Genomic DNA, 25,615 nt, shown 5'->3' on the forward strand with positions numbered 1-25,615 from the left:
ATACCAATTGGAATACTGCACTCCACTTGGCCACCCATTTTCATTCAATCTGACCAGCACGCTTCGTTACCCTGATTGGCAGTGAACTGCCCTCTGCGCATAGCCCAAACGTGCTATCCCCACTAAATTTCAGAAATGGGTTTTTCTTCTGTCACTGCTGTGATCCAGCTGCAATGCGGTCATCGCCGCTCTAGTAGTTCCGCTGTCGCCATACGCGATACGACCTTGTTCGAGGCTATCGGGTTATCATGTCAGGCCGTGGCCGGCACGAAGGTTGAAGCACTCAAGTGACCTAGTCATCATCCGCAAAATTAACGGCTTAATTCGCCGTACTCGTTCATATGCGATCTGGACAGTGGTAAATCATGAATGCAGTAGAAATTGAGTCCGCTATTTCGGACCTGGCCCTTGAGCCCTTTGATGCGGTGGAATTTCCGTTTGTCTTCCTGGCCGCTTTTGGCAATAAGGAAACAGCCCTCAAACGCTTGCGTGCCGGCAACAACAACGCTTCCGACGTGCCTGGCGGCGTGCTACTGCGCAATAACATTCATATCGCCGCATGCGAATCTGGTAGCGTGGGCGAAACGCTCAAGGCATTGCGCGCCAGCCCGGCTACCACAAAGGCCAAAGCAAAGTTCATCCTTGCCACAGACGGGCAAACGCTGGAGTCCGAAGAGCTCATTACGGGTGAAACCATCGCCTGCGACTACCCGGACTTTCCCAACCATTTCGGCTTCCTGTTGCCCTTGGCCGGTATCTCCACCATTAAGGAGATCAAGGACAACCCCATCGACGTGCGCGCTACCAGCCGCCTGAATAAACTATACGTCGAGTTGCTGAACGAGAACCCGGAATGGGCCAAAGCCGAGCGCCGCACCGACATGAACCACTTTATGGCGCGGTTGGTGTTCTGTTTTTTTGCTGAAGACACCGACATTTTTAATGGCGATGGTCTGTTTACCAAAACGCTTGAGCAGTACAGTGAACGCGATGGCTCCAACACGCATCAGGTGCTGTCAGAAATTTTCCGCGCAATGAACATCAAGTTGGCCGAGCGAGCCACTGTTCAGCCTCGCTTGCCCAGCTGGGCCAATAGCTTCCCCTACGTGAATGGCGGCCTGTTTTCCGGCAGTACCGAGGTACCGCGCTTCACACGCATGGCGCGCACTTACCTGCTGCACGCTGGCAATCTGAACTGGCAAAAAATCAATCCAGACATCTTCGGCAGCATGATCCAGGCCGTGGCCGATGATGAAGAGCGCGGCGCATTGGGTATGCACTACACCAGCGTACCCAACATCCTGAAGGTTTTGAACCCACTGTTCTTGGATGATCTGCGCGCGCAACTGACCGCAGCTGGCGACAATAAAACGAAGCTGCTGAACCTGCGCAAGCGTATGGCACATATTCGCGTCTTTGATCCGGCCTGCGGTTCCGGCAACTTTCTGGTTATCGCCTACAAACAAATGCGCGAGATCGAGGCGGAAATCAATCGCCGTCGAGGCGAGGCCAACAATAAATCGGAAATCCCGTTGACCAGTTTTCGCGGCATCGAGCTACGAGACTTTCCGGCAGAAATTGCTCGCCTGGCACTTATCATTGCCGAATTTCAGTGCGACGTATTGTATCGCGGTCAGCAAGATGCACTGGCCGAGTTTCTGCCATTGGACTCGCAGAACTGGATTGTGTGCGGCAATGCTCTCCGCTTGGACTGGCTAAGTATCTGCCCACCAACCGGTACAGGGGTGAAGATACTGGCTGATGATTTATTCGACACACCGCTGAATCAGGCGGAGATAGACTTCGAGAATGAAGGTGGCGAAACATACATCTGCGGCAATCCACCGTACGCTGGCTCAAACGTCAAGCCGCCTAAAGACGCGAGCAACGAGCAAAAGGAGCGTTTGAAGAAGGAAGCTGAAAGTCGTAAATCGGACTTGAAGTTTGTCTTTGAAAAGCGCGCGAGCACATTTGGAACATTGGATTATGTCGCTGGTTGGTTTATGAAGGCCGTTGATTACGGCAAACAGACGAAAACTGCGACTGCATTCGTGGCAACTAATTCGATTTGCCAAGGTCAGCAGGTTCCGGTTTTGTGGCCGCTGATTTTGGCGGAAGGGTACGAAATAGAGTTCGCGCACACGTCGTTCAAGTGGAAAAATCTGGCTGCAAAGAATGCAGGTGTGACGGTGGTGATTGTTGGCCTTTCGAATCAGGCTAGTAAAAGTCGGAGGCTATTTGTTGCAGAGAAGGAAGGTACGCTCACCGTAAAAGATGTTGAAAATATCAACCCTTACCTGGTTCCTGCCAAGAATGTCATTGTTGCGCCTAGCTCGGCCCCAATAAGTGACCTTTCGGAAATGAGCTTCGGCAGCATGCCGAATGACGGCGGTCACCTGCTGATGAGCTTTGATGATGCAACGTCAGCGATTAAGCAACATGAAGTGCAAGCGAAATTTATTCGTCCGGTATTAGGCACGAAAGAGTTCATTAATGGTATCGAGCGTCGCTGCATCTGGGTACGCCAAGCAGATCGCGAGAATGCTTTTGCCAACATTTGGCTCCGTTCTCGTTTTGAGAGCGTTCAAGAAAAACGCCAGTCAAGTGATCGAGCTGCAACGAAAAAGCTTGGGGATGCGCCATACAAATTCGGAGAGGTGCGTCAGACCGGTGATGAAGTTGTAATGATTGTCGCTAAAACATCTTCGGAACAGCGTGATTATCTACCTGTATCTCTATTTCCACGCGGGACCATCGTAACAGAGGCATTCGCTTTCTATGATGCCCCTCGCTGGTGCATGGCCCTCATAGCTAGCCGCCTGCATTTAGTTTGGGTCGCCACAATCTGTGGGAAGATGAAAACTGACTACCGTTACTCCAATACCCTCGGCTGGAACACTTTCCCAGTTCCACTGCTTACCGAACAGAACAAGGCCGATCTGAGTCGCTGTGCCGGGGACATCCTGCTAGCCCGGGAATCCCACTTCCCCGCCACCATCGCCGATCTCTATGAGGTCACCGATGGCGTCAGCCGAATGCCGGACAACCTGCGTCACGCCCACGAGCGCAACGATGAAGTACTGGAGCGCATCTATATTGGTCGCCGTTTCAAGAACGACACCGAACGGTTGGAAAAGTTGTTTGAGCTGTACACCAAAATGGCGGCAAACGCAGCGAAGGCCACGCCGAAAAAGCCACGAGGAAAAATGGCATGAACTACAACCCTGTTGGTCTGAGCATGCCTTCCGAGGGCTGCGGCGGCTGCCTGATCGACCTCAAAGGCCGCATTCATAATGCCCTGCAGCGTGCCACACTGGGGGGAAACCGCGAATACGCGCTACGTGATAATGCTCGCCCTATCGGTGTGGCCGAATACCAATTGGTGGAGTCCCTGCCGGCGGAGCTGCAAATCAGCCTGCCCAGCATCGAACAGATCGAGCGCGAACTGGCAAGTGATGACGCATCCATGGACGACGAATCGCAATGACCGAACAAAACCACAACCCAACTAACACTTACACCGTGCCATCGGTATCCATCACCACGGCGCACACCGGGGCTTCCAGCAAAGCCAATGAGTTGGGTATGCGTACCATGCAGGAGCGCGCCTATACCAAGCGCGGTGAACAGTACCTGCTGATCAAGTCACCCCCTGCATCAGGTAAGTCCCGCGCCCTGATGTTTATCGCGCTGGACAAGCTGCATAACCAAGGCTTGCAACAGGCAATTATCGTCGTGCCGGAGCGCTCCATTGGCGGCAGCTTCGCCGATGAGCCGCTGAGCAAGTTTGGTTTTTACTGGGATTGGCAAGTGGCTCCGCAGTGGAACTTATGTAATGTCCCAGGCATCGACGAGCTGCGTGTGGTCAAATCCAAGGTTGAGGCCGTGCGCGCTTTCCTGAAAAGCCCCGACAAAATACTCGTCTGCACCCATGCTACCTTCCGATTTGCCGTGGAAGAGTTGGGTATCGAAGCCTTCGACAACCGCCTGATCGCTATCGACGAGTTTCACCACGTTTCCGCCAACCCGGATAACAAGTTGGGCGGCCAGCTAAGCGCGTTTATCAGCCGCGATAAAGTGCATGTGGTGGCCATGACTGGCTCCTATTTCCGTGGTGACAGCGAAGCCGTGCTGGCCCCGGCGGAAGAAAGTAGGTTTGAGACGGTGACGTACACCTACTACGAACAGCTCAATGGCTACCGTTGGCTCAAGTCGCTGGATATCGGGTATTTTTTCTACACCGGCAAGTATGTGGATGCTATCGCCAAGGTGCTGGATCCAGCGCTGAAAACCATCGTACATATTCCCCATCCTGCTGCCCGCGAAAGCCTCAAAGACAAGGAGCGCGAGGTCAACGAGATCATGAGTGCGCTGGGCGATTGGCAGGGTGTCGACCCGGCCACAGGCTTCCATCTCATCAAAGCCAAGGACGGTCGCACGCTGAAAGTTGCAGATCTGGTGGATGATAGTGACGCGACCAGACGCTCCAAAGTGCTCGGCGCGCTGAAGGACCCGGCGCAGAAGAACAACCGCGACCACGTGGATGTGATTATCGCATTGGGTATGGCGAAGGAAGGCTTTGACTGGATCTGGTGTGAACATGCACTGACCATTGGCTACCGCAGCAGCCTGACCGAAATTGTTCAGATTATCGGCCGTGCAACGCGTGATGCCGAGGGTAAGGAGCGCTCACGCTTCACCAACCTGATCGCAGAGCCCGCAGCCGATCAAGCCGCTGTTGCTGAGGCGGTGAACGATATGCTCAAGGCCATTTCCGCCAGCTTGCTGATGGAACAGGTGTTATCCCCGCGTTATGAGTTCACACCGAAAGATACAGGACCGAAAGAGGGTTTCATTTATGGGCCTGATGGTTATCAACCAGGCGGCACCAACTTGGGTGTAAATGAAACCACGGGCCAGTACCATGTCGAGATAAAGGGGCTGATCACGCCGCAAAGCGCAGAAGCTACGCGCATCTGCAAGGAAGATTTGAATGAAGTAGTGACCAACTTCCTGCAGGACAAAACCGTGCTGGAACGCGGCCTTTTCGACAAGGAAAATACCCTGCCCGAAGAGCTGACCCAATTGCGCATGGGCAAGATCGTACGTGAGCGTTACCCTGACTTGAGCGACGTCGATCAGGAAGCTGTCCGCCAGCACGCCATCTCCGCCATGAACATTACTCAGCAGGCCAAGTTGGCCTTGGGCCAGCTCGATGTAAACGGTGGCGATGCATTGCAGGGCAGTACTGCGCTATTGGATGGTGTACGTAAGTTCGTTAACGTGCGCGAGCTGGACATTGATTTAATCGATCGCATCAATCCCTTCGATGCGGCCTATGCTGTGCTGGCGAAAGCGATGGATGAAAGATCCCTGCGTCAAGTCCAGGCCAGCATTTCTGCCAAGAAGGTTAGCATCCCGGAAGACGAAGCACGCGACCTGGCGAAGCGTGCGTTGCAGTTCAAGCACGAGCGTGGTCGTGTACCAGACATAAATTCCGCTGACGGCTGGGAAAAGCGCATGGCCGAAGGTGTAGTTGCTTTAACACGTTATCGTGCTCAGGCATTAGCAGGCCAAAAGGGGCTGCCGATACCTAAGGAAACACCAACTATGCCAAAAGTAGCAGCGCCTAAAAAGACCGAAAAATAGCCGAGCAGAAAAGCTTATTAGCGACTTGTTTCAGCTTGACTGGTTTATTGATGTCGGTGTCGGGAGTGTAAAAATGGCGCAAGAACGATTTTGGAAAGAACTTCATGAGTTGAAGTTCAATATTGGTTTTGTTCAGCGGCTCTTGCTTGAAGCTGAGGCAAAAGAGCGCCTCATTAAAGCAGTCATAGCAATAACTTCTAGCGCAAGTATCGGTGCTTGGGTTGTCTGGAAAGAACTGGCTGTGCTCTGGGGGGCTATTATCGCAGGCTCGCAGGTGCTCTCAGTCATCTACCCTTTACTCCCCTACGCGGATCGTCTAAAAACGTTTTCGTTGATGCTCAAAGATCTTGAACTTTTATTTATTGAGGCCGAGAATAAGTGGCAATCTGTTGCTGATGGAAGCATGTACGCTCAAAAAATAGATAGTGAGCGCACACGGCTGCACAAACAGAAGAGCAACATTTTAAATAAGTATATGCCTACAAGCATTTTTCCGGAGAACCCTAGGTTTGCTGACCGGGCTGAGCAGGATGCGGCAAACTACTTCTCTCGCTACTACCCTGAAGAATATGAACCCTCCAAATCGTTCGGCACCACAAAAGAAGCCGATAAAGATGGAGCGCTAACATGAATGATGACGACCTACTGGATGCTCTAGGGGTAGAGATTCCCTCTCTCAAAACAGTCACTCGAACCCCTCGTGAAGAACGCATCATTGCTGGTTTCGAGGACATTTTGCGCTTTTATCAGACCTACGGTCGTGCGCCACTGCATGGTGAGGACCGTGATGTTTTCGAGCGTTTGTACGCTGTACGCCTGGATCAGCTACGCAAATTACCGGACGCGCAAATACTACTGGCTGAGCTGGATGGCCCCAATCTCCTGACCGGGGCCGTAACGCTGGATGTGAACGACCTAGATGAAGACGCCTTGTTGACCGAGCTTGGTATTGGCGGTGAACCCGCCGACCAGGACGACATCAGCGTGCTTCGTCATGTGCGCTCCAGCGCTGAAAAACGTGCAGCTGAGGAAATCGCCGACCGTACGTCATGTGCGGATTTTGACAGATTTCAACCGTTGTTCGAGCTGGCTGAAAGGGATCTGAAATCTGAAGTTCGCAAAACCTTGCGCTTTGGTCGCGATGCCAGCATTGAGTCGGGGAACTACTTCATCGTCGGCGGCCAGTTGGCCTACGTGGCGGAAATCGGCGAAACCATCAAAGCGCCCAATGGCGAAAGCGATGCACGCCTGCGTGTCATCTACGCCAACGGAACGGAAAGCAACTTGTTGCGTCGTTCGCTCCAACGGGCGCTTTACAAAGATGAAACCGGTCGGCGAGTAACCGATCCGGACATGGGACCTTTGTTTGGCAATGCTTCAGAGCCAGACGATATTGAAAATGGGACAATTTATGTGCTGCGGAGCCTGTCTAGCCACCCATTTGTCGCCGAGCACCGCGAGCTGATCCACAAGATCGGCGTGACCGGCGGCAGAGTGGAGACGCGCATTGCTAACGCGCAAAAAGATGCGACGTATCTGCTGGCCGACGTGGAGGTTGTTGCCACCTACAAGCTGCATAACCTGAATCGCACTAGGCTAGAAAGCATCTTCCACCGTCTGTTCGGTGGGGCTCAGCTCGACTTGACCATCGAAGATCGCTTCGGCCATCCGGTCAAGCCCAGGGAGTGGTTTTTAGTACCTCTCCATGTAATTGACGAAGCGGTTGAGCGCATTCGGGATGGGTCGGTTATCGACGTGGTCTATGATCCCCACTCGGCTCGCCTCGTCCACTAAAGATACTGATGAAGTATCGCGATGATTAGATCGATGCCGTGCGCGAGTGCGCGATATCGATCTTATCTGATCCCGAAGCTCCTCTGAGCGTACGCAAACTGCAAGTGGCGGTACTGCCGATGTCAGTATGGTATGCACGATATCTGCAGGTCCGGCTTTCGCGCTGCAGCTTGTTGTGCTCTACATTTTCTAATTCCTGAGCTTTTGCCTGCGACTACACGGCCCGATGGATTGATAGAAATGGTGTTATCCACTGGATGTCTAAATGATGGCATTGAATCGCTTTTTAACGAATGATAGCGGTTATGACGGCGATGCTGCGTGTCTGTGGCATTAAGTCCAGCTCGTAAGCAAAAGATGGTCCGCAAGCAAGGAGGCTCAGATGTGGGCTGATGTCGACACAAAAACGACTTTCTGAATTACTCAGAAGTGGCCGATCTTGTTGTGGACGTCATCCGTGATCCGTCCATGCGTCCGGTTGCCGTAGGCATGTTCGGTTCCTGGGGTGCTGGGATGTCCACGCTGCTCAATCTGATCGAGCGTGGACTGACCCCTCCTCAGGGAGCGTCTGGGTTCGTCGTCGTTCGTTTTGACGCCTGGATTCCAGGCACAAAAAAAGACATCCGTGGACGTCTTTAGATGTTGAAGTGGTGGAGCCGGGGGGATTTGAACCCCCGTCCGCCAGTACTCCGCTGTCGGTACTACATGCGTAGCCGTTTCTATTAAGTTAACCCTCAGCGACCCGAAGGGCAGGGTGCTTTGGGCGAGTTGTGTAAGTTTTAGCCGCTTCGTCCACAACGTACTGCACGGCGATTCTGTTCTATATGACAATCACTTTGGGTTTACAGACATCCCCTGGTGATTGCTGGACCCGAAGGTACCAGAAGCTCAGGGCTAAGGCTGCTTACGCAGCGAGAGCGAATTCCTGGCCGTAGTTTTCGTCATTGGCAACTATAAGAAGTTGCAACAGTGGATTTACGAGTTCTGTTACCAACTCGGCATGCACCTAAAGTTTCGCGACCGGCGTCGAATCCTAAACGGCCCCGTGCTTGTAACTCGTTGTTTCTTAGTGAGTGACAAGCCTGTGCAGTGTACGCCAAAACGTCAGCGAAGGCCAACCCGAAGGTTGGCCCTCTCGCTTACTGGCCGCCTTTCTCGCTGTTCTGCAGGTCTTGCAGGGCCTTGGAGGTGATTTCGATGCACTTTTTCTCATCACCGGCGGCGTGGGCGGCCTTGGCCTGGGAGACGGCGGTGTCTATTTCGCCACTTTTACCGCTGGTGTCGGTGGCGAGCAGGGCTTTGCCGTTGTTGATTTTGTCCAGGTTGATCTGGCACAGGTCTTTGTCACTGGCGGCGAAAGCGGGGGAGGCGAGCATCGCAGCGGTCATGAACAAGCCAGCAAGAGCGGAACGCTTCATAGGGTGTCTCCTTGCGCAAAAGGGCTCGACGCTGCTGGCGTGCAACCGCTGCCAGCGACATCACTGATGGGCCTCGTTTGTCGAGGCCTATGCAGATGACTGCGCCGGCGCGCGAGGGTTCGGTTTTTTTGCCGGGTCAGTGGGCGCGGGCGCGGGTGACGCGGTCTACCAGGTAGACCAGGCCGTGGTAGTCGATGCCGCCATGTTGGCTCAGGCCGATCTCGCAGGTGCGGCTGGTGGAGATGCCTTCGCTGCAATATTGCACGGCATCCTTGAGCGAGCGCAGGGCGTGGGCGTTGAGTTCCGGGGTGGTGAAGCCTTTGTCGCCGGCAAAGCCGCAGCAATGAATGCCTTCGGGGATCACCACGGTTTTTGCGCAGCGTCGCGCCAGTTCGATCAGGGCCTGGCTCTCGCCCAGGTGTTGGGTGCTGCAGGTGACGTGCACGGCGATGGGCGCTTCCTGGGGTGTGAAGTCGAGGCGGTCCATCAGGTGGGTGCGGATAAAGCGCACGGGGTCGTAGAGGTCCAGGCGCGTTTCTCCCAATTCTTGCACTAGGCGCAGTGTGCAGGGGCTGGTGTCGCAGTAGATCGGGTCGAGGCCGCCGCGGCTGGCGTGGAGCAGGGCGCCGATCAGTTCCTGGCGTTTGTGTTCGGCCTGCTCGGCGTAGCCTTTGGACGCGAAGGGTTGGCCGCAGCAGAGGCTGTCCTGGTTGTCGGGGAAGACTACCTGGTAGCCGGCTTTTTCCAGCAACTGGCGGGTTTTGTCGTACAGCGACATCTGCTCTTTATCGCCGGCTGCCGGGCCCATGGCGCGGGAGACGCAGGCGGCCAGGTAAACCACGCGCGGGCGTGCGTCCCTCACTGCAGGGCTAAAGCGGATGGCTTTTTCGGGCTGTGGCATGGCGTTGGTCCACTGCGGTATTTGCCCTTTGGACAGCTTGGTCAGCGTGCTTGAGAGCTTGGCCAGCCGTGGGGCACCCAGCAGCATGCGCGCACCGTTGGCGACGTGCAGGGTAAAGCGCGCACCTTGCAGCGCGGTGGCGAAATGGCTGGCGAGCCAGTCAGCGGTTTTCGTACGGTTGGCCTCGCGGCTGCGCAGCTTTTTCACCAGGTCGCCGGTATTGATGCCTACAGGGCAACGTTGCGCGCATAAGCCAGTGGCGGCGCAGGTGTCGATGCCCTGGTAGTGGTAGGCCGCTTCCAGTTCGGTGGTGTCCACGCCTGCGCGGTTTTTGGCCTGGATGTCGCGCCAGATCACGATGCGCTGGCGCGGGCTCAGGGTCAGGCCTTTTGACGGGCACACCGGCTCGCAGAACCCGCACTCGATACACTTATCCACAAGCTCATCGGCGGCGGGCAATGGCTTGAGGTGCTTGAGGTGGATCTGCGGGTCTTCGCTGAGCACGACGTCCGGGTTGAGGATGCCGTTGGGGTCGAGCAGGCGCTTTAGCTGCCACATCAGTTGATACGCGTCGCTGCCCCATTCCAGTTCGACGAAAGGGGCCATATTGCGGCCGGTGCCGTGTTCGGCCTTCAGCGAGCCACCGAACTCCACGGCCACCAGTTGCGCGACGTCGTCCATGAACGCTTGATAGCGTGCGACTTCTTCGCTGCTGTTGAAGCCTTGGGTGAACACAAAGTGCAGATTGCCTTCCAGGGCGTGTCCGAAAAGGATGGCTTCGTCGTAGTGATGTTTGTCGAACAGTGCGATCAAGCGGTTCACGCCAATCGCCAGTTGTTCTACCGGGAAGGTCACGTCTTCGATGATCACGGTGGTGTCGGTTTTGCGCACCGCACCCACGGCCGGGAAGGTGTCCTTGCGGATGGCCCACAGGCGTGCGTTTTCCAGTGGGTCTTCGGTGAAGTCGACTTGTTTCTCCACGGGAAACGCCGCCAGGGACGCCATGATGCGCGTCAGTTGTTCGTGCAGCAGCGATGGCGAAGCGGCGCGGGACTCGATCAATAGTGCGCAGGCGTTTTCCGATAGGTGCTGTACGAAAGCAGGCATGCCCGGTTTGTCCTGCACCGAGCGCATGCTGCGACGGTCCAGCAGTTCAACGGCGGAGACTGGCTGGGTTTTCAGCACGGTGACTGCAGTGCAGCAGGTTTCGACATCCGGGAAGACGATCAGCGCCGAGGCTTTGTTGGGGTGATCGATCACGGTGTCGTAGGTGACCGCACTGATAAACCCCAGGGTGCCCTCGGAGCCCACCAGCAGGTGGCTGAGGATATCCAGCGGGTCATCGAAATCCACCAAGGCATTGAGTGACAGGCCGGTGGTGTTTTTCAGCCGGTATTTGTGGCGGATCTTTGCCGCCAGCTCAGTATTTGCCCGTGTCTCGCGGCCCAATAAGGCCAGGCGTTCAAGCAGTGCGCCATGTGACTGGCGGAAGGCTTGCACGCTGGCGGCATCTTCAGTGTCCAGGCGGCTGCCATCGGCCAGTACCAGGCGGATGCCCGCCAGGGTGTGGTAGGTGTTTTGCGCCGTGCCGCAGCACATGCCACTGGCGTTGTTGGCGACGATGCCACCAATTTTGCAGGCGTTGATCGATGCGGGGTCTGGCCCGATCTTGCGTCCGAACGGTGCGAGCCAGGCGTTGGCCTGGGCGCCGATCACGCCCGGTTGCAGGCGGATCTGGGTGCCTTGCCCGCGAATTTCGCGGTGGTTCCAGTTATCACCCAGCACGATCAGCACCGAGTCGCTGATGGCCTGGCCCGAGAGGCTGGTGCCTGCGGCACGGAAGGTCACCGGTACGCGGTCGCGCTGGGCCAGTTGCAGCAGAGTTACCACTTCGTCTTCTGACTCCACGCGGATCACCAGCTGTGGGATCAGTCGGTAGAAGCTGGCGTCGGTGCCGAAGGCGAGGGTGGAAAGTGGATCGTCGAAGCGGCGATCTTGCGGGATCAGTTGTGCGACGTCGCTCAAAAAAGCAGCAGGCAGGCTCATCGGTCCTCCAGAAATAGCAGACGCCGGAAGGGTGCCCCGGCGTCGATTCTTACCCTATTACGTGCAGTCCTCAGTGCACCAGCATACCGGTGAACCAGTACGCCTGCGCCAAGGTGATCAGCCCGACGATGGTGGCAAAAAACAGGCTGTGCTTGAGGGTAAAGCGGAACAGGTCGGATTCCTTGCCCACCAGGCCGGTGGCGGCGCAGGCCACGGCGATCGACTGTGGCGAGATCATTTTGCCGGTCACGCCTCCGCTGGTGTTCGCCGCTACCAGTAGGGTGTCGTTGACGCCGATCTGGTGCGCGGTAGTGGCTTGCAATGAGCTGAACAGGGCGTTGGATGAGGTATCGGAGCCTGTCAGGAAAACTCCCAGCCAACCAAGGAATGGCGAGAAGAACGGGAAGGCAGCACCGGTGCCGGCCAGAACCAGGGCCATGGTCGAGGACATGCCGGAGTAGTTGGTGACGAAGGCGAATGCCAGCACCATGCCGATGGACAGGATCGGCCAGCGCAACTCAAAGAAGGTCTCTTTTAAAGTGGTAAGACCAGTTTTGACGTCGATTTTCAACACCAGCATGGAGACCAGTGCCGAGAAGAAGATCGCAGTGCCGGTGGCAGAAATCGGATCCAGCTTGAAGACGGCCGGGATGGCGGTTGGGTTGGTCACGATGGGCGCGACTTTAACCACCAGTTGATCCAGGTGCGGGATCGCAAAATTGAACACCCAGCCGTACATCGAACCGCCCGCGGCGAACAGGGCCTTGAAGGGTTTGAGGGTCCAGATGGTCACCAGTACGGTGAGGATCAGGAACGGCGACCAGGCCTTGAAGATTTGCCCCAGGCTGTAGGGCGAAACCACGGTGTTGCGCGGCAAGCCGAAGCCGCCGGCGCTGGAGGTGACCGCTACGCTGGAGGTGGCGCCGGCAATTTGTGCGCCTGCGGTGCGCTTGGGTTGCCAGACTTTCAGGAACAGCGTCAGGGCAATCAGGCTGGCGAGTGCCGAGGTAATGTCCGGCAGTTCCGGGCCAATGAAGTTCGAGGTGAAATATTGGGTGACGGCAAAGCTAAAGCCCGCCACCAAGGCTGCCGGCCAGGTTTCGCGAACGCCGCGCAGGCCGTCCATCATGAACACCAGCCAGAACGGCACGAACAGCGACAGCAGCGGCAGTTGGCGGCCGGTCATGGCGCCAATCTTGAACGCATCAATACCGGTGACCTGGCCGGCGACAATGATCGGAATGCCCAATGCGCCGAAAGCCACGGGCGCGGTATTGGCAATCAGGCATAAGCCGGCGGCGTACAGCGGGTTGAAACCCAGGCCTACCAGCAGCGCGGCGGTGATCGCCACGGGCGCGCCAAAACCGGCCGCACCTTCCAGGAAGGCACCAAAGCAAAAACCGATCAGCAACACCTGCAAGCGCTGGTCGTCGGTGATCGACAAAACGGAGCTGCGGATGATTTCGAACTGGCCGCTCTTGACCGTCAATTTGTACAGGAATACCGCTGCGACGATGATCCAGGCGATGGGCCACAGGCCGTAGGCAAAGCCATAACCGGCTGCAGCCAGCGCCATGTCTACCGGCATCTGGAAGGCGAAAATGGCGACCAGGATCGACAGGGCCAGGGTGATGCTGCCGGCTACATGGCCTTTGAGGCGGAACACGGCCAGCGCCAGGAAGAAGAATACGATAGGAATGACGGCGGCCAGTGCGGACAGGCCGAGGCTGCCGAGTGGGCTGTAAAGCTGTTGCCAGGTTTGCATATGGGGTGGCCCCTGATTGTTGTTGTTTGGTGAGCTTGGGTAATTGGTAATACCAATTTACAATCGCTGTGGGCTAGAGTAAGAGCCAGGGCAGGGGTGTGTCAATTTGCCGCCTGCGAAACTTTGGTCGTAGGTCGGTAGGCGGGGTGTTCTGATCGGCGAAATTGAAGGCGTTCTGATAGGTGCTGCCGGCACGTCGATAGGCCAGAATAGGGGCCCCGGCGAGTGGTCGGGATGGCGGAGAGTGAGTTATGGGGTTTGATCAGGTGCGTCAGCGCCGTTTGTCTGACGATATTGTCGAGCAGCTTGAGGGGATGATTCTCGAGGGCACGCTGAAGTCGGGCGAGCGCTTGCCGGCCGAGCGCGCGTTGGCTGAGCGCTTTGGTGTGTCGCGCCCTTCGTTGCGTGAGGCGATTCAGAAGCTGGCGGCCAAGGGGTTGCTGGTCAGTCGCCAGGGCGGTGGCAACTATGTGGTGGACTCCCTGGGTTCGACCTTCAGCGATCCGCTGCTGCACTTGTTGGAAAGCAATCCCGAAGCGCAGCGCGATCTGCTGGAGTTTCGCCAGACCCTTGAGGCTTCGTGTGCCTACTACGCGGCGTTACGCGCCACGGAGGTTGACCGTGAACGGCTGACCGCAGCGTTTGAAGCGTTGCAGGATTGCTATGCGCGCGCCGACGAGGTGAGCCGAGTGGAGGAGGGTGCTGCGGATGCAAGGTTTCACTTGGCGATTGCCGAGGCCAGTCATAACGCCGTGTTGCTGCACACCATTCGCGGGCTGTTCGACCTGCTCAAGCGTAACGTAGTGACGAATATTGGTGGCATGTACCAGCAGCGTACCGAGACCCGCGACATGCTGATCAATCAGCATCGGGACTTGTACCTGGCCATCATCGAGGGGCGGGCGGAGCAAGCGCGCGAAGTCTCGACACGGCATTTGCTGTATGTGCAGGAGGTGTTGGAGGAGGTGCGTCAGGAGGTTCAACGCGTGGCTCGGGCGGAGCGACGCAAAGGGATGTAGCCCGCCTGGGCTACACCGTCACAAGGATTACTCTTCCTTGCCTTTGTTGCGCACGGCGCGATGCAGCTCGCGATTGGAATCGCGCTCGCGTTCGGTGTCGCGCTTGTCGTATTCCTTCTTGCCCTTGCCCAATGCGATCTCGCATTTGACCAGGTGCTTGCTCCAGTACCAGGACAAGCAGACGCACGCGTAGCCTTTTTGCTGCACGGCTGCGGCGAGTTTTTCGAGCTCGCGGGCATTGAGCAACAACTTGCGCGTACGCACCGGGTCGGCAATCACGTGGGTGCTCGCGGTGGTCAGTGGAGTGATATGACTGCCAAGCAGCCATGCCTCGCCATCCTTGAGCAGCACATAACTGTCGACCAGCTGCAGTTTGCTGGCACGCAGACTTTTTACTTCCCAGCCGGCCAGGACCAGACCAGCCTCGAACCGATGTTCGATGAAGTAATCGTGTCGCGCTTTTTTATTTTGCGCGATGGTCCCTGTGGGGTGTTTCTTTTGTTTAGCCATAGGGGCGGCATTATAGGGAGTTGCGAGCGTGTCGGCTACGGTCAACCTGTGTGCTTGAGCGAGTTGGACGAATCCCGGACAATGCGGGCAGTTCTTTGGTTTTTTTCTCTCGCGGATTGGGCTGTTCTTTCGCGATGTTTGCCTTAAGCAGTGGAAGTAACGCTCACATGACGACGCATATTCAACGTTCGGCCCTGTTGCCCTATCCGGCGCAGGCGCTCTATGACCTGGTCAACGACGTGGCGCGTTACCCGGAGTTTCTGCCTTGGTGCTCGACAGCCGAGGTTCTGGAGAGCAGTGACGAGCACATGGTTGCCAGTGTGGGGGTGGCCAAGGGCGGCCTCAGCCAGCATTTTGTGACGCGCAATGTGCTAGTGCCGGGCCAATCCATCGAAATGAACCTGCAGGAAGGGCCGTTCACCCAACTGCACGGTGTGTGGGTGTTCAAGGCGCTGACGGACAAGGCCTGCAAGATCAGCCTGGATCTTTCGTTTGATTATGCCGGGCCGATTGTTCGTGCGACGTTGGGGCCTTTGTTCAATCAGGCAGCCAATACCCTGGTGGACGCGTTCTGTCAGCGCGCCAAGCAACTGCATGGTTGAGATTGAGGTGGTGTTCGCCGCCGAGGATCGCCAGGTGTTGCTGGGGGTAAAGGTGGCTGAAGGCACTAGTTTGCGCGAGGCGGTGCGAGCGTCGGGAATGGCGGCCCATTTTCCTGATGTTGATCTGGCTGATTGCCCGGTGGGTATATTTGGCAAGGTTGTCGCGGATGCCGGGACGCGTTTCGTACAAGCGGGCGACCGTATTGAGATCTACCGGCCTTTGCTGGCCGACCCTAAAGAGGTGCGCAGGTTGCGTGCGGCCAAGGCGGCATTGGCCAGGCAAGCGAACTCTTGAGCTTGCCAAATGGCAGCCTAGCTATCTGGAGCGCCGCGATCCAACTGTGGGAGCTGGCTTGCCTGCGATGACGCCCTGATAGCCAGCGCATATCTACCTGATGCCCGCGATCCAAATGTGGAAGGGGGCGGTTCCGATAGCGGATATGTACTCGATCTGATCCAGGATCCTGGTCGACTGTCAGATTGCTTTCGCAGGCAAGCCAGCTCCCACAGGTTCAGCGTCGCACCAAGGTTATGTAGATGCCTATGTAGATGGCAGGCAACAAAAAGCCCGGCATGCCGGGCTTTTTATCGAGCGCAAAATTATTGCGGGCTGGTGTCCAGAGGCTGAGGCGTCGGGACGGGCACGGTTTCCACGTTGTCGATGTCTTTCTGGATGGTGTCCAGCAACGAACCTGGCTTGGCCGGTACCTCGGATTTCGGTTTTTCGGCTTCTTGCGCAGGTGCGGTCACGTTGGTGCCGCTGTCCTTGCCCAGCAAGGCTTCATCGCGGCTTACGCCGGGCATGAAGTCACCGGACAGGCTCACGAGCTGGTCATTGCCATTGAAGATGACACTGACGCGCTCCTGCTGGCGTTCACCGCCACCCGGCTGCAGGCTGTAGAGATAATCCCAGCGATCGGCATGGAAAGTGTCGGTCAGCAGGGGATTACCCATGATAAACCGTACTTGCCGTCGGGTCATTCCCGGGCGTAACTGGTCTATCATGTCCTGCGTGACGACATTGCCCTGCTGGATGTCGATTTTGTAAACCCCGGGGAATGAACAACCGGCGAGTGCGAGCAGTCCCACAAAGGTGAAACTGGTTAGCAAGAGCTTGGTGTTTTGCATCGGTGGGCGACTTCCACTATCTTGGCTGGGACAACGTAAACGCCGATCATACCCGTATTAAGAGAAGCTGCGAAGCAGCATCCGCGAGAAAGCTAACCATGGTTGAAAATAGCGAACTACGCAAAGCCGGTCTCAAAGTGACTCTGCCACGAGTCAAGATTCTACAAATGCTCGATTCTGCTGAGCAGCGCCACATGAGTGCCGAAGATGTTTACAAGGCGCTGATGGAGTCTAACGAGGACGTCGGCCTGGCCACGGTCTACCGTGTACTGACCCAGTTTGAAGCCGCAGGGCTGGTGGTTCGTCATAATTTCGACGGCGGTCATGCGGTGTTTGAATTGGCTGACGGTGGTCACCATGACCACATGGTTGACCTGGATACCAATGAGGTTATCGAGTTCACCAGCCCTGAAATCGAAGCGCTGCAGCACAAGATTGCTGAAGAGCATGGGTTCGATTTGGTCGACCATAATCTCGTGTTGTACATCCGTAAGAAAAAGTAAAAATCGACGCAGTTTTGCTTTGCGAAACGATTGAAGGCGACCCTCGGGTCGCCTTCGTGCTTTCTATAGAGTGGAAAATGTCGCTTCAAGCCTTCGCGGCCACCACCATTTTTTTCGCGTGAGCCAAGGACTCCTTGGTCAAGTCGATACCGCCGAGCATCCGCGCCACTTCTTCCACCCGTTCCGACTTGTTCAGCTTGGAGACGGCGGTGTGTGTCGCGTCGCTACCGCGCACCTTATGCACAAACAGGTGCTGATGCCCTTGGGCTGCCACTTGCGGCAAGTGGGTCACCGTAAGCACCTGGCCGCGATCCCCCAGGCGACGCAGCAATTGGCCAACAATTTCTGCGGTTGGCCCGCCAATGCCCACATCCACTTCATCGAATACCAGGGTGGGGACGCGTGAGGTCTGGGCGGTAATCACTTGGATCGCCAGGCTGATCCGCGAGAGTTCGCCGCCGGAGGCCACTTTGGCCAGGGCCTTGAGCGGTTGCCCGGGGTTGGCACTGACCAGCAGTTCGACGTGCTCCAGCCCATGGGGCTGCAATTCTTGGCTGGCGTTGGGATGCAGCTCGATGGTGAAGCGCCCGCCTGGCATGCCCAGGCGTTGTATTTCCAGTTCAACGGCGCTTGCCAGGCTAGTCGCTGCCTGCTGGCGCAGAGCGCTCAGCTCCCGGGCCTTTTCCTGATAATGACGGGCAAACGAAGCGAGCTCCTCGCCCAGTCGTTCGATGGATTCGTCGTTCGCGTTGAGTGTTTCGATTTCATCCAGCAGTTTCTGCTGCATGGTTGCAACTTCAGTCGGCTGGATTCGATGCTTGCGAGCCAGGGTATAAATAGTGTCCAGGCGCTCTTCTATTTCCTGCAGGCGAGCTGGGTCGGCGTCGAAATGGTCCAGGAAGCGATTGAGTTCGCCCACGGCTTCCTCGACCTGGATCTGTGCGCTGGTCAGCAGGGTGGTCGCTTCGCTCAGTGAGCCGGAAGCATTGTTCACACTGGACAGGCGGTTGAGGCTGGCGGTCAGTGCGTTGAGCACATTGCCGGAGTCGCTCTCGCTGCATTGCTCGACCACTTGGCGGCAGATGCCCAGCAAGGTTTCGGCGTTGGTAAGGTTCTTGTGTTCCTGCTCAAGTTGCTCCAGCTCTGTCTCACCCAGGCCAAGGCTTTCGAGCTCTTCCAATTGGTAGCTGAGCAACTGGTGGCGGGCGCGTTGTTCGTCGCCGGAGTTGTAGAGGCGTTCCAGTTCCTGGCGTGTCTGGCGCCAGCGTTGGGCGGCCAGTTGAACTTGCCGGGAAAGATCGGTGGCGCCGGCGTACTCATCGAGCAGGCGACGGTGGGTATCGGTTTTCAGCAGGGATTGGTGTTCGTGCTGGCTGTGGATATCGATCAGCAATTCGCCCAGGGCTTTCAGGTCGCCCAGTGGGCAAGGCGTGCCGTTGATATAGCCGCGGGAGCGCCCCTCGGCGGTGATCACCCGGCGCAGAATGCAGGGGCCTTCATTATTAAGGTCGCGCTCGGCCAGCCATGCTTCGGCTTCGGGGATGTCCGCCAGGTCGAAGGTGGCCAGGATGTCGGCCTTGTCGGAGCCAGGGCGTACCACGCCACTGTCGGCGCGGTCGCCAAGCGTCAGGCCGAGGGCGTCGAGCATGATCGACTTGCCGGCGCCGGTTTCGCCTGTGATTACGCTCATCCCGCGATCCAGTTCAAGATCCAGATGTTCAACGATGGCGTAGTTATGTACAGACAGGTGCACGAGCATGACGGCCGCTCCCAGGCTTTAGGTCTGGTTATTTATACAGTGTTTTGTTCAGGCCTGACAATCCTGACGCTTAGCTCGATTTGCTTGAGTCTCGAATTTTTTTAGCGCGATGTGGAATGAGCGAGAAGGAAATGATCCAGGTCAATCGAAAGACTTTTGGTAACGCCTGCGCCCTTGAACCTGAAAATTGTGGCCCCATATACCGGAGCAGAAGCGCGAGTTGAGTTCGCGCATGATTTTGAAAGGAGAAATCTATGGCTGACGAACAGACGCAGGATACGCAAACTCCAGACGCCAATTCGGCTGCCGGTGATGAACTGGCGACTCGTGTGCAAGTGCTCGAAGAGCAATTGGCCGCTGCGCAGGATCAATCGTTGCGTGTTGCCGCCGATCTGCAGAACGTCCGCCGCCGTGCCGAGCAGGATGTAGAGAAGGCTCACAAGTTCGCGCTGGAAAAATTCGCCGGTGACCTGCTGCCGATCATCGACAGCCTGGAGCGTGGTCTTGAGTTGTCCAACCCGGACGATGAAAACATCCGCCCAATGCGCGAAGGCATCGAGCTGACCCTGAAAATGTTCCAGGACACCCTGAAGCGTTATCAGTTGGAAGCGATCGATCCGCAAGCCGGCGAGCCGTTCAATGCTGAACATCACCAAGCCATGGCCATGCAGGAAAGCCATGACCTGGAACCCAATAGCGTCATCAAGGTGTTCCAGAAGGGCTACCAGCTCAACGGTCGCCTGATGCGTCCGGCAATGGTGGTGGTGAGCAAGGCTCCTTCACCCGTTGCACCTTCTATTGATGAGCAGGCTTGAAATTCGCCGCAAGGCCCCCATTTATAAGTCAAGCGTTTAAGTGCTACCGCAGTTAGCCAAAACTGCTGCGGCAACCAAATTCAAGTTTCGGGAGAGTAAATCATGGGCAAAATTATCGGTATCGACCTGGGGACCACCAACTCCTGCGTCTCCGTGCTGGAAAACGGCGTTGCAAAAGTTATTGAAAACGCCGAAGGCGCACGTACCACTCCGTCGATCATCGCTTACGCCAACGACGGTGAAATCCTCGTCGGTCAATCGGCCAAGCGTCAGGCGGTGACCAACCCGCATAACACCCTGTACGCGGTAAAGCGTCTGATCGGTCGTAAGTTCGACGAAGAAGTCGTACAGAAAGACATCAAGATGGTGCCTTACAAAATCGCCAAGGCCGACAACGGTGACGCCTGGGTTGAAGTGAACGGCCAGAAAATGTCGCCGCCGCAAATCTCGGCTGAAATCTTGAAAAAGATGAAGAAGACCGCCGAAGACTACCTCGGTGAAGCAGTGACTGAAGCGGTGATCACCGTTCCTGCCTACTTCAACGACAGCCAGCGTCAGGCCACCAAAGACGCCGGCCGCATCGCGGGCCTGGATGTAAAACGTATCATCAACGAACCAACCGCAGCCGCGCTGGCTTACGGTATGGACAAGGCCAAGGGCGACCACACCGTGATCGTTTACGACCTGGGTGGCGGTACGTTCGACGTCTCCGTGATCGAGATCGCAGAAGTTGACGGCGAGCACCAGTTCGAAGTGTTGGCCACCAACGGTGACACCTTCCTGGGTGGTGAAGACTTTGACATTCGTCTGATCGACTACCTCGTTGACGAATTCAAGAAAGAAAGCGGCATGAACCTCAAGGGCGACCCGCTGGCCATGCAGCGCCTGAAAGAAGCCGCTGAAAAAGCCAAGATCGAACTGTCTTCCGCTCAGTCGACTGACGTGAACCTGCCGTACATCACTGCAGACGCTACCGGTCCTAAGCACTTGAACGTGAAGATCTCGCGTTCCAAGCTCGAAGCACTGGTTGAAGACCTGGTTCAGCGCACCATCGAGCCTTGCCGCATCGCGCTGAAAGACTCCGGTATCGACGTTGGCTCGATCAACGACGTGATCCTGGTGGGCGGTCAGACCCGTATGCCACTGGTTCAGAAGCTGGTCACCGAGTTCTTCGGCAAAGAAGCCCGTAAAGACGTGAACCCGGACGAAGCCGTTGCCATGGGTGCTGCCATCCAGGGTGCCGTACTGGCCGGTGACGTGAAAGATGTGCTGCTGCTGGACGTAAGCCCGCTGACTCTGGGTATCGAAACCATGGGTGGCGTGATGACTGCGCTGATCGAGAAAAACACCACGATTCCTACCAAGAAATCCCAGGTGTTCTCGACTGCCGATGACAACCAGGGCGCCGTGACTATCCACGTGCTGCAGGGCGAGCGTAAGCAAGCCGCACAGAACAAGTCCCTGGGCAAGTTCGACCTGGCTGAGATTCCACCAGCACCACGTGGCGTGCCACAAATCGAAGTGACCTTCGACATCGACGCCAACGGCATCCTGCACGTCGGCGCGAAAGACAAGGCCACCGGCAAAGAGCAGAAGATCACCATCAAGGCCAACTCCGGCCTGTCTGATGAAGAAATTCAACAGATGATCCGTGATGCTGAAACCAATGCTGAAGCTGACAAGAAGTTCGAAGAGTTGGCAGGCGCCCGTAACCAGGGTGACGCGCTGGTTCACTCGACTCGCAAAATGATCGCTGATGCTGGCGACAAAGTGACCGACGAAGAGAAAACTGCAATCGAAGCAGCAGTGGTTGCCCTGGAAGCCGCTATTAAAGGCGACGACAAGGCTGCCATCGAAGCCAAGGTTGAGGAACTGTCGAAAGTCTCCGCGCCAGTTGCTCAGAAAATGTACGCCGAGCAAGGCCAGCCGGCTGACGGCGCTGCGCAACAAGCAGAGCCTGAAGCCAAGCACGACGATGTTGTCGATGCCGAGTTCGAAGAAGTTAAAGACAACAAGTAAGTTGTCGCCCGGTTGACCGCGCACAAGCGGTGACTGGTAGGATGTCGCCGCGCGGGAGCTTGCTCCCGCGTTGGCGTGTCTGGGGTATGCGAATTTTTACAGCATGCGACAACGCTCGGATGCTGGCGGTGTGAACGGGAATGCTCCTGCTTTCCGAATGACAGTCACCGCGTTTTTGGCCGGCTCCCTGGCTAAAAGCAGTAATGACCAGGATCGTTGAATTGACGTGAGTTGGGTCCGGGCCTGTATTGGGGCTCAACGAGTTTGGCAGGGTTCAGGAGGGCCAGGTCGAACGTCCTTAAGAGTGCAAAGACTTATGGCAAAGCGTGACTATTACGAAGTATTGGGTGTGGAGCGTGGCGCCAGCGAGGCGGACCTGAAGAAGGCCTACCGTCGCCTGGCGATGAAACACCACCCGGACCGTAATCCGGATAACAAAGAATCCGAAGAGATGTTCAAAGAGGCCAACGAGGCCTACGAATGCCTGTGTGATCCCAATAAGCGTGCGGCTTACGACCAATATGGCCATGCTGGCGTCGACCCGAGCATGGGCGGCGGCGGTGCCGGTTTTGGTGGCCAGAACTTCTCCGATATTTTCGGCGACGTATTCAGCGACTTCTTCGGCGGCGGCCGGGGCGGCCAGCGTGGCGGCCCTCAGCGCGGCAGTGACTTGCGTTACACCCTGGAGCTGAACCTGGAAGAAGCCGTGCGCGGCACCAGCGTCAATATCCGTGTGCCGACGCTGGTCAACTGCAAGCCGTGCGACGGCTCGGGTGCGAAGAAAGGCTCCTCGCCGATCACTTGCCCGACCTGCGGCGGTATCGGGCAGGTGCGCATGCAGCAGGGCTTCTTCTCGGTGCAGCAAACCTGCCCGCGTTGCCATGGCCAGGGCAAGATCATTTCCGATCCGTGCGATTCCTGCCACGGCGAAGGCCGCGTCGAAGAGTACAAGACGCTGTCGGTGAAGGTACCGGCGGGTGTGGATACCGGTGATCGTATTCGCCTGTCGGGCGAAGGCGAGGCGGGTGCCCAGGGCGGCCCTACGGGCGACCTGTACGTGGTGATCAATGTGCGCGAGCACTCGATCTTCCAGCGTGACGGCAAGCACTTGTTCTGCGAAGTGCCGATCAGCTTTGTTGATGCGGCCCTGGGTGGCGAGCTGGAGATTCCGACGCTGGATGGTCGGGTCAAGCTCAAGATTCCCGAGGGGACTCAGACCGGCAAGCAGTTCCGCATTCGTGGCAAGGGCGTTGCGCCCGTGCGCGGTGGCGGTGCTGGCGACCTGATGTGCCGTGTGGCGGTTGAAACCCCGGTGAACCTGAATCGTCGTCAGCGTGAACTGCTGGAAGAGTTCCGCAGCTCGCTGGAAGGCGATGACTCGCACTCGCCGAAGACTACGGGCTTCTTCGACGGTGTAAAACGCTTCTTCGGCGACCTGTAAGGATCTGAATATGCGACGTATAGCCGTAATGGGCGCTGCCGGGCGCATGGGCAAGACGCTGGTCGAGGCGGTGCAGCAACGCTCGCCGGCCTCCGGGCTGACGGCGGCGATTGTTCGCCCAGGCAGTACGTTGATCGGCGCGGACGCAGGTGAGTTGGCCTCGTTGGGTCGCATCGGTGTTTCGTTGTCTGGCAACCTCGAGCAGGTGGCGGACGAATTCGACGTGCTGATCGACTTCACCTTGCCGGAAGTGATGCTGAAAAATCTGGCCTTCTGCCGTAAGGCGGGCAAGGCCATGGTGATTGGTACCACCGGTTTGAGTGCCGAGCAGAAACAGTTGCTAGTGGAGGCGGGCAAGGATATTCCGATCGTCTTCGCCGCCAACTTCAGTGTGGGCGTGAACCTGTCGCTGAAGTTGTTGGACCTGGCGGCGCGCGTGCTAGGTGACGAGGCTGATATCGAGATTATCGAGACTCATCACCGTCACAAGATCGACGCTCCGTCGGGCACTGCGTTGCGCATGGGTGAAGCTATTGCCGATGCGCTGGGCCGCGATTTGTCGAAAGTGGCGGTATACGGGCGTGAAGGCCACACCGGTGAGCGCGCACGCGACACCATCGGTTTTGCAACCGTGCGCGGTGGTGATGTGGTTGGCGATCACACCGTGCTGTTCGCCACCGAAGGCGAGCGCCTGGAGATCACGCACAAAGCCTCCAGCCGCATGACTTTCGCCAAGGGCGCGGTGCGTGCTGCGCTTTGGTTGGACGGCCGCGAGCCGGGCCTGTACGACATGCGTGACGTGCTGGACCTGCACTAAGCAGTAGCTAAAACGGGGGCTCAGGATTATCCTGTGCCCCCGTTTTTACCCGCTAGGCGACGTCCTGTCGCATTCCCCTGCCTTTAAGGCTCATTAGCGGTGGACCAAAAAAGCCTTTTTCTGTAAGCTACAGCTTTAGTGTGTCCACTAAAAGCGCGCAGAATAATTCAGTGAAGAAGCGGGGTGACGTGTCCATACGTCACTCCGCTTTTTTACAACCTGCGATCGCCCTTTCAGGCTTTATTTACGGGAGGTCTTCTTGACTAAGCCAGCCATACTCGCCCTTGCTGATGGCAGCATTTTTCGCGGCGAAGCCATTGGAGCCGACGGTCAGACCGTTGGAGAGGTGGTGTTTAACACTGCCATGACCGGCTATCAGGAAATCCTTACCGATCCTTCCTACGCCCAACAGATCGTTACCCTGACCTATCCGCACATCGGCAACACCGGCACTACGCCGGAAGATGTCGAGTCTGATCGTGTCTGGTCGGCGGGCCTGGTGATTCGTGACCTGCCACTGGTTGCGAGCAACTGGCGTAACACGATGTCGCTGTCCGATTACCTGAAAGCCAACAACGTTGTGGCGATCGCCGGTATCGATACGCGCCGCCTCACGCGCATCCTGCGTGAAAAAGGCTCGCAGAACGGCTGCATCATGGTCGGTGACAATATCTCCGAAGAGGCGGCGATTGCCGCGGCGCAAGGTTTCCCGGGCCTGAAGGGCATGGACCTGGCGAAAGTCGTCAGCGTTAAAGAGAAGTACGAGTGGCGTTCCACTGTGTGGGATCTGAAGACCGACAGCCACGCGACTATCGAGGCTGCCGATCTGCCTTACCACGTGGTCGCCTATGACTACGGCGTCAAGTACAACATCCTGCGCATGTTGGTCGAGCGCGGTTGCCGTGTGACCGTGGTGCCCGCGCAAACCCCTGCCAGCGATGTGCTCGCGATGCAGCCGGACGGTGTGTTCCTGTCCAACGGCCCGGGTGACCCTGAGCCATGCGACTACGCTATCCAGGCCATCAAGGACGTACTGGAGACCGAGATTCCGGTGTTCGGCATCTGCCTTGGCCACCAGTTGCTGGCTTTGGCCTCCGGCGCCAAGACCCTGAAAATGGGCCACGGCCACCACGGTGCCAACCACCCGGTACAAGACCTGGACACCGGCGTTGTGATGATCACCAGCCAGAACCACGGTTTTGCGGTGGATGAAGCCTCCCTGCCGAGCAACGTGCGCGCCATTCACAAGTCGCTGTTCGACGGTTCCCTGCAAGGCATCGAGCGCACCGACAAGAGCGCCTTCAGCTTCCAGGGCCACCCTGAAGCCAGCCCGGGCCCGAACGACGTAGCACCGCTGTTCGACCGTTTCATCAATGAGATGGCCAAGCGACGCTGACTGAGTGGCCAGCGGGCGGCCCCGGATTGCGGT

The 25,615-nt window shown here is 57.1% G+C and carries 20 protein-coding genes, 1 other RNA gene and 1 pseudogene; 15 read left to right on the top strand and 7 right to left on the bottom strand.

Annotated features, from left to right (window positions below; translation table 11 throughout):
* The first annotated feature begins 365 nt into the window (after positions 1 to 365).
* The 6 genes and pseudogenes from HU730_RS25650 to HU730_RS25675 all read left to right on the top strand — a co-directional run bounded on the left by HU730_RS25650 (position 366) and on the right by HU730_RS25675 (position 8,082).
* Positions 366 to 3,215, top strand: a complete 2,850-nt coding sequence (locus HU730_RS25650) for a DNA methyltransferase (RefSeq protein WP_186527602.1) — start codon at positions 366 to 368, stop codon at positions 3,213 to 3,215.
* A 113-nt stretch (positions 3,216 to 3,328) separates the two neighbouring features.
* A pseudogene (locus HU730_RS25655) lies at positions 3,329 to 3,487 on the top strand (DUF1016 domain-containing protein); the annotation flags it as partial.
* On the top strand, positions 3,484 to 5,649 hold the full coding sequence (locus tag HU730_RS25660; protein WP_186527603.1) for a DEAD/DEAH box helicase: 2,166 nt from the start codon (positions 3,484 to 3,486) through the stop codon (positions 5,647 to 5,649). The pseudogene HU730_RS25655 and the gene HU730_RS25660, both read left to right, overlap by 4 nt.
* Before the next feature lie 73 nt (positions 5,650 to 5,722).
* Entirely contained in the window at positions 5,723 to 6,280 is a 558-nt protein-coding gene (locus tag HU730_RS25665; protein ID WP_186527604.1) for a hypothetical protein, read from the top strand.
* On the top strand, positions 6,277 to 7,443 hold the full coding sequence (locus HU730_RS25670; protein ID WP_186527605.1) for a GIY-YIG nuclease family protein: 1,167 nt from the start codon (positions 6,277 to 6,279) through the stop codon (positions 7,441 to 7,443). Before HU730_RS25665 ends, HU730_RS25670 begins: the two co-directional genes overlap by 4 nt.
* A gap of 468 nt (positions 7,444 to 7,911) precedes the next feature.
* Entirely contained in the window at positions 7,912 to 8,082 is a 171-nt protein-coding gene (locus HU730_RS25675; protein WP_254914224.1) for a P-loop NTPase fold protein, read from the top strand.
* Between the two features lie 9 nt (positions 8,083 to 8,091).
* Here HU730_RS25675 and ssrA read toward each other — a convergent pair.
* The 4 genes from ssrA to HU730_RS25695 all read right to left on the bottom strand — a co-directional run bounded on the left by ssrA (position 8,092) and on the right by HU730_RS25695 (position 13,573).
* Positions 8,092 to 8,488, bottom strand: a transfer-messenger RNA (tmRNA) gene (gene ssrA / locus HU730_RS25680).
* A 94-nt stretch (positions 8,489 to 8,582) separates the two neighbouring features.
* Positions 8,583 to 8,861: a hypothetical protein gene (locus tag HU730_RS25685; protein WP_003194233.1), complete on the bottom strand. Its 279-nt coding sequence runs from the start codon at positions 8,859 to 8,861 to the stop codon at positions 8,583 to 8,585.
* Positions 8,862 to 8,997: 136 nt separating this feature from the next.
* Positions 8,998 to 11,808: an FAD-binding and (Fe-S)-binding domain-containing protein gene (locus HU730_RS25690; protein ID WP_186527606.1), complete on the bottom strand. Its 2,811-nt coding sequence runs from the start codon at positions 11,806 to 11,808 to the stop codon at positions 8,998 to 9,000.
* A 70-nt stretch (positions 11,809 to 11,878) separates the two neighbouring features.
* Positions 11,879 to 13,573 carry a lactate permease LctP family transporter gene (locus HU730_RS25695; RefSeq protein WP_186527607.1) on the bottom strand — a complete coding sequence of 565 codons (1,695 nt, stop codon included), beginning with the start codon at positions 13,571 to 13,573 and terminating at the stop codon, positions 11,879 to 11,881.
* A gap of 251 nt (positions 13,574 to 13,824) precedes the next feature.
* Between HU730_RS25695 and HU730_RS25700 the strand changes: the two genes are divergently transcribed.
* Complete coding sequence (locus HU730_RS25700; protein ID WP_014719963.1) at positions 13,825 to 14,592, top strand: FCD domain-containing protein; 768 nt, start codon at positions 13,825 to 13,827, stop codon at positions 14,590 to 14,592.
* Between the two features lie 27 nt (positions 14,593 to 14,619).
* On the opposite strand, the gene smpB is transcribed toward HU730_RS25700, so the two are convergent.
* Positions 14,620 to 15,102 (bottom strand): SsrA-binding protein SmpB, encoded by a 483-nt coding sequence (smpB, locus tag HU730_RS25705; RefSeq protein ID WP_014719962.1) that lies wholly within the window; start codon positions 15,100 to 15,102, stop codon positions 14,620 to 14,622.
* Positions 15,103 to 15,269: 167 nt separating this feature from the next.
* On the opposite strand from smpB, the gene HU730_RS25710 reads away from it, so the two are divergent.
* On the top strand, positions 15,270 to 15,704 hold the full coding sequence (locus HU730_RS25710) for a type II toxin-antitoxin system RatA family toxin (RefSeq protein WP_003194226.1): 435 nt from the start codon (positions 15,270 to 15,272) through the stop codon (positions 15,702 to 15,704).
* Positions 15,697 to 15,999: an RnfH family protein gene (locus HU730_RS25715; RefSeq protein WP_034126996.1), complete on the top strand. Its 303-nt coding sequence runs from the start codon at positions 15,697 to 15,699 to the stop codon at positions 15,997 to 15,999. Before HU730_RS25710 ends, HU730_RS25715 begins: the two co-directional genes overlap by 8 nt.
* 305 nt (positions 16,000 to 16,304) lie before the next feature.
* Here HU730_RS25715 and HU730_RS25720 read toward each other — a convergent pair whose 3' ends face one another.
* Positions 16,305 to 16,832 (bottom strand): outer membrane protein assembly factor BamE, encoded by a 528-nt coding sequence (locus HU730_RS25720; protein ID WP_034126997.1) that lies wholly within the window; start codon positions 16,830 to 16,832, stop codon positions 16,305 to 16,307.
* Between the two features lie 98 nt (positions 16,833 to 16,930).
* Here HU730_RS25720 and fur point away from each other — a divergent pair, with 98 nt between their 5' ends.
* On the top strand, positions 16,931 to 17,335 hold the full coding sequence (fur, locus tag HU730_RS25725) for a ferric iron uptake transcriptional regulator (RefSeq protein WP_003194220.1): 405 nt from the start codon (positions 16,931 to 16,933) through the stop codon (positions 17,333 to 17,335).
* An 85-nt stretch (positions 17,336 to 17,420) separates the two neighbouring features.
* On the opposite strand, the gene recN is transcribed toward fur, so the two are convergent.
* Positions 17,421 to 19,094 (bottom strand): DNA repair protein RecN, encoded by a 1,674-nt coding sequence (recN, locus tag HU730_RS25730; RefSeq protein ID WP_186527608.1) that lies wholly within the window; start codon positions 19,092 to 19,094, stop codon positions 17,421 to 17,423.
* A gap of 254 nt (positions 19,095 to 19,348) precedes the next feature.
* Here recN and grpE point away from each other — a divergent pair, with 254 nt between their 5' ends.
* The 5 genes from grpE to carA all read left to right on the top strand — a co-directional run bounded on the left by grpE (position 19,349) and on the right by carA (position 25,582).
* Positions 19,349 to 19,909 (top strand): nucleotide exchange factor GrpE, encoded by a 561-nt coding sequence (gene grpE / locus HU730_RS25735; protein WP_034126999.1) that lies wholly within the window; start codon positions 19,349 to 19,351, stop codon positions 19,907 to 19,909.
* Between the two features lie 102 nt (positions 19,910 to 20,011).
* Complete coding sequence (gene dnaK / locus HU730_RS25740; RefSeq protein ID WP_014719959.1) at positions 20,012 to 21,928, top strand: molecular chaperone DnaK; 1,917 nt, start codon at positions 20,012 to 20,014, stop codon at positions 21,926 to 21,928.
* A gap of 316 nt (positions 21,929 to 22,244) precedes the next feature.
* On the top strand, positions 22,245 to 23,369 hold the full coding sequence (gene dnaJ, locus HU730_RS25745; RefSeq protein WP_054896114.1) for a molecular chaperone DnaJ: 1,125 nt from the start codon (positions 22,245 to 22,247) through the stop codon (positions 23,367 to 23,369).
* A gap of 10 nt (positions 23,370 to 23,379) precedes the next feature.
* Positions 23,380 to 24,186 (top strand): 4-hydroxy-tetrahydrodipicolinate reductase, encoded by an 807-nt coding sequence (gene dapB / locus HU730_RS25750; RefSeq protein ID WP_014719957.1) that lies wholly within the window; start codon positions 23,380 to 23,382, stop codon positions 24,184 to 24,186.
* 259 nt (positions 24,187 to 24,445) lie between these two features.
* Positions 24,446 to 25,582 (top strand): glutamine-hydrolyzing carbamoyl-phosphate synthase small subunit, encoded by a 1,137-nt coding sequence (gene carA / locus HU730_RS25755; protein WP_003194208.1) that lies wholly within the window; start codon positions 24,446 to 24,448, stop codon positions 25,580 to 25,582.
* Positions 25,583 to 25,615: the final 33 nt, after the last annotated feature.

Source organism: Pseudomonas sp. SWRI22 (assembly GCF_014268395.2).
Taxonomy (GTDB): domain Bacteria; phylum Pseudomonadota; class Gammaproteobacteria; order Pseudomonadales; family Pseudomonadaceae; genus Aquipseudomonas; species Aquipseudomonas paracarnis.

Coding starts and splice junctions, on each gene's coding strand:
- HU730_RS25650 (WP_186527602.1), top strand. CDS start 366: ATGAATGCAGTAGAAATTGAGTCCGCTATTTCGGACCTGGCCCTTGAG.
- HU730_RS25660 (WP_186527603.1), top strand. CDS start 3,484: ATGACCGAACAAAACCACAACCCAACTAACACTTACACCGTGCCATCG.
- HU730_RS25665 (WP_186527604.1), top strand. CDS start 5,723: ATGGCGCAAGAACGATTTTGGAAAGAACTTCATGAGTTGAAGTTCAAT.
- HU730_RS25670 (WP_186527605.1), top strand. CDS start 6,277: ATGAATGATGACGACCTACTGGATGCTCTAGGGGTAGAGATTCCCTCT.
- HU730_RS25675 (WP_254914224.1), top strand. CDS start 7,912: ATGCGTCCGGTTGCCGTAGGCATGTTCGGTTCCTGGGGTGCTGGGATG.
- HU730_RS25685 (WP_003194233.1), bottom strand. CDS start 8,861: ATGAAGCGTTCCGCTCTTGCTGGCTTGTTCATGACCGCTGCGATGCTC.
- HU730_RS25690 (WP_186527606.1), bottom strand. CDS start 11,808: ATGAGCCTGCCTGCTGCTTTTTTGAGCGACGTCGCACAACTGATCCCG.
- HU730_RS25695 (WP_186527607.1), bottom strand. CDS start 13,573: ATGCAAACCTGGCAACAGCTTTACAGCCCACTCGGCAGCCTCGGCCTG.
- HU730_RS25700 (WP_014719963.1), top strand. CDS start 13,825: ATGGGGTTTGATCAGGTGCGTCAGCGCCGTTTGTCTGACGATATTGTC.
- smpB (WP_014719962.1), bottom strand. CDS start 15,102: ATGGCTAAACAAAAGAAACACCCCACAGGGACCATCGCGCAAAATAAA.
- HU730_RS25710 (WP_003194226.1), top strand. CDS start 15,270: ATGACGACGCATATTCAACGTTCGGCCCTGTTGCCCTATCCGGCGCAG.
- HU730_RS25715 (WP_034126996.1), top strand. CDS start 15,697: ATGGTTGAGATTGAGGTGGTGTTCGCCGCCGAGGATCGCCAGGTGTTG.
- HU730_RS25720 (WP_034126997.1), bottom strand. CDS start 16,832: ATGCAAAACACCAAGCTCTTGCTAACCAGTTTCACCTTTGTGGGACTG.
- fur (WP_003194220.1), top strand. CDS start 16,931: ATGGTTGAAAATAGCGAACTACGCAAAGCCGGTCTCAAAGTGACTCTG.
- recN (WP_186527608.1), bottom strand. CDS start 19,094: ATGCTCGTGCACCTGTCTGTACATAACTACGCCATCGTTGAACATCTG.
- grpE (WP_034126999.1), top strand. CDS start 19,349: ATGGCTGACGAACAGACGCAGGATACGCAAACTCCAGACGCCAATTCG.
- dnaK (WP_014719959.1), top strand. CDS start 20,012: ATGGGCAAAATTATCGGTATCGACCTGGGGACCACCAACTCCTGCGTC.
- dnaJ (WP_054896114.1), top strand. CDS start 22,245: ATGGCAAAGCGTGACTATTACGAAGTATTGGGTGTGGAGCGTGGCGCC.
- dapB (WP_014719957.1), top strand. CDS start 23,380: ATGCGACGTATAGCCGTAATGGGCGCTGCCGGGCGCATGGGCAAGACG.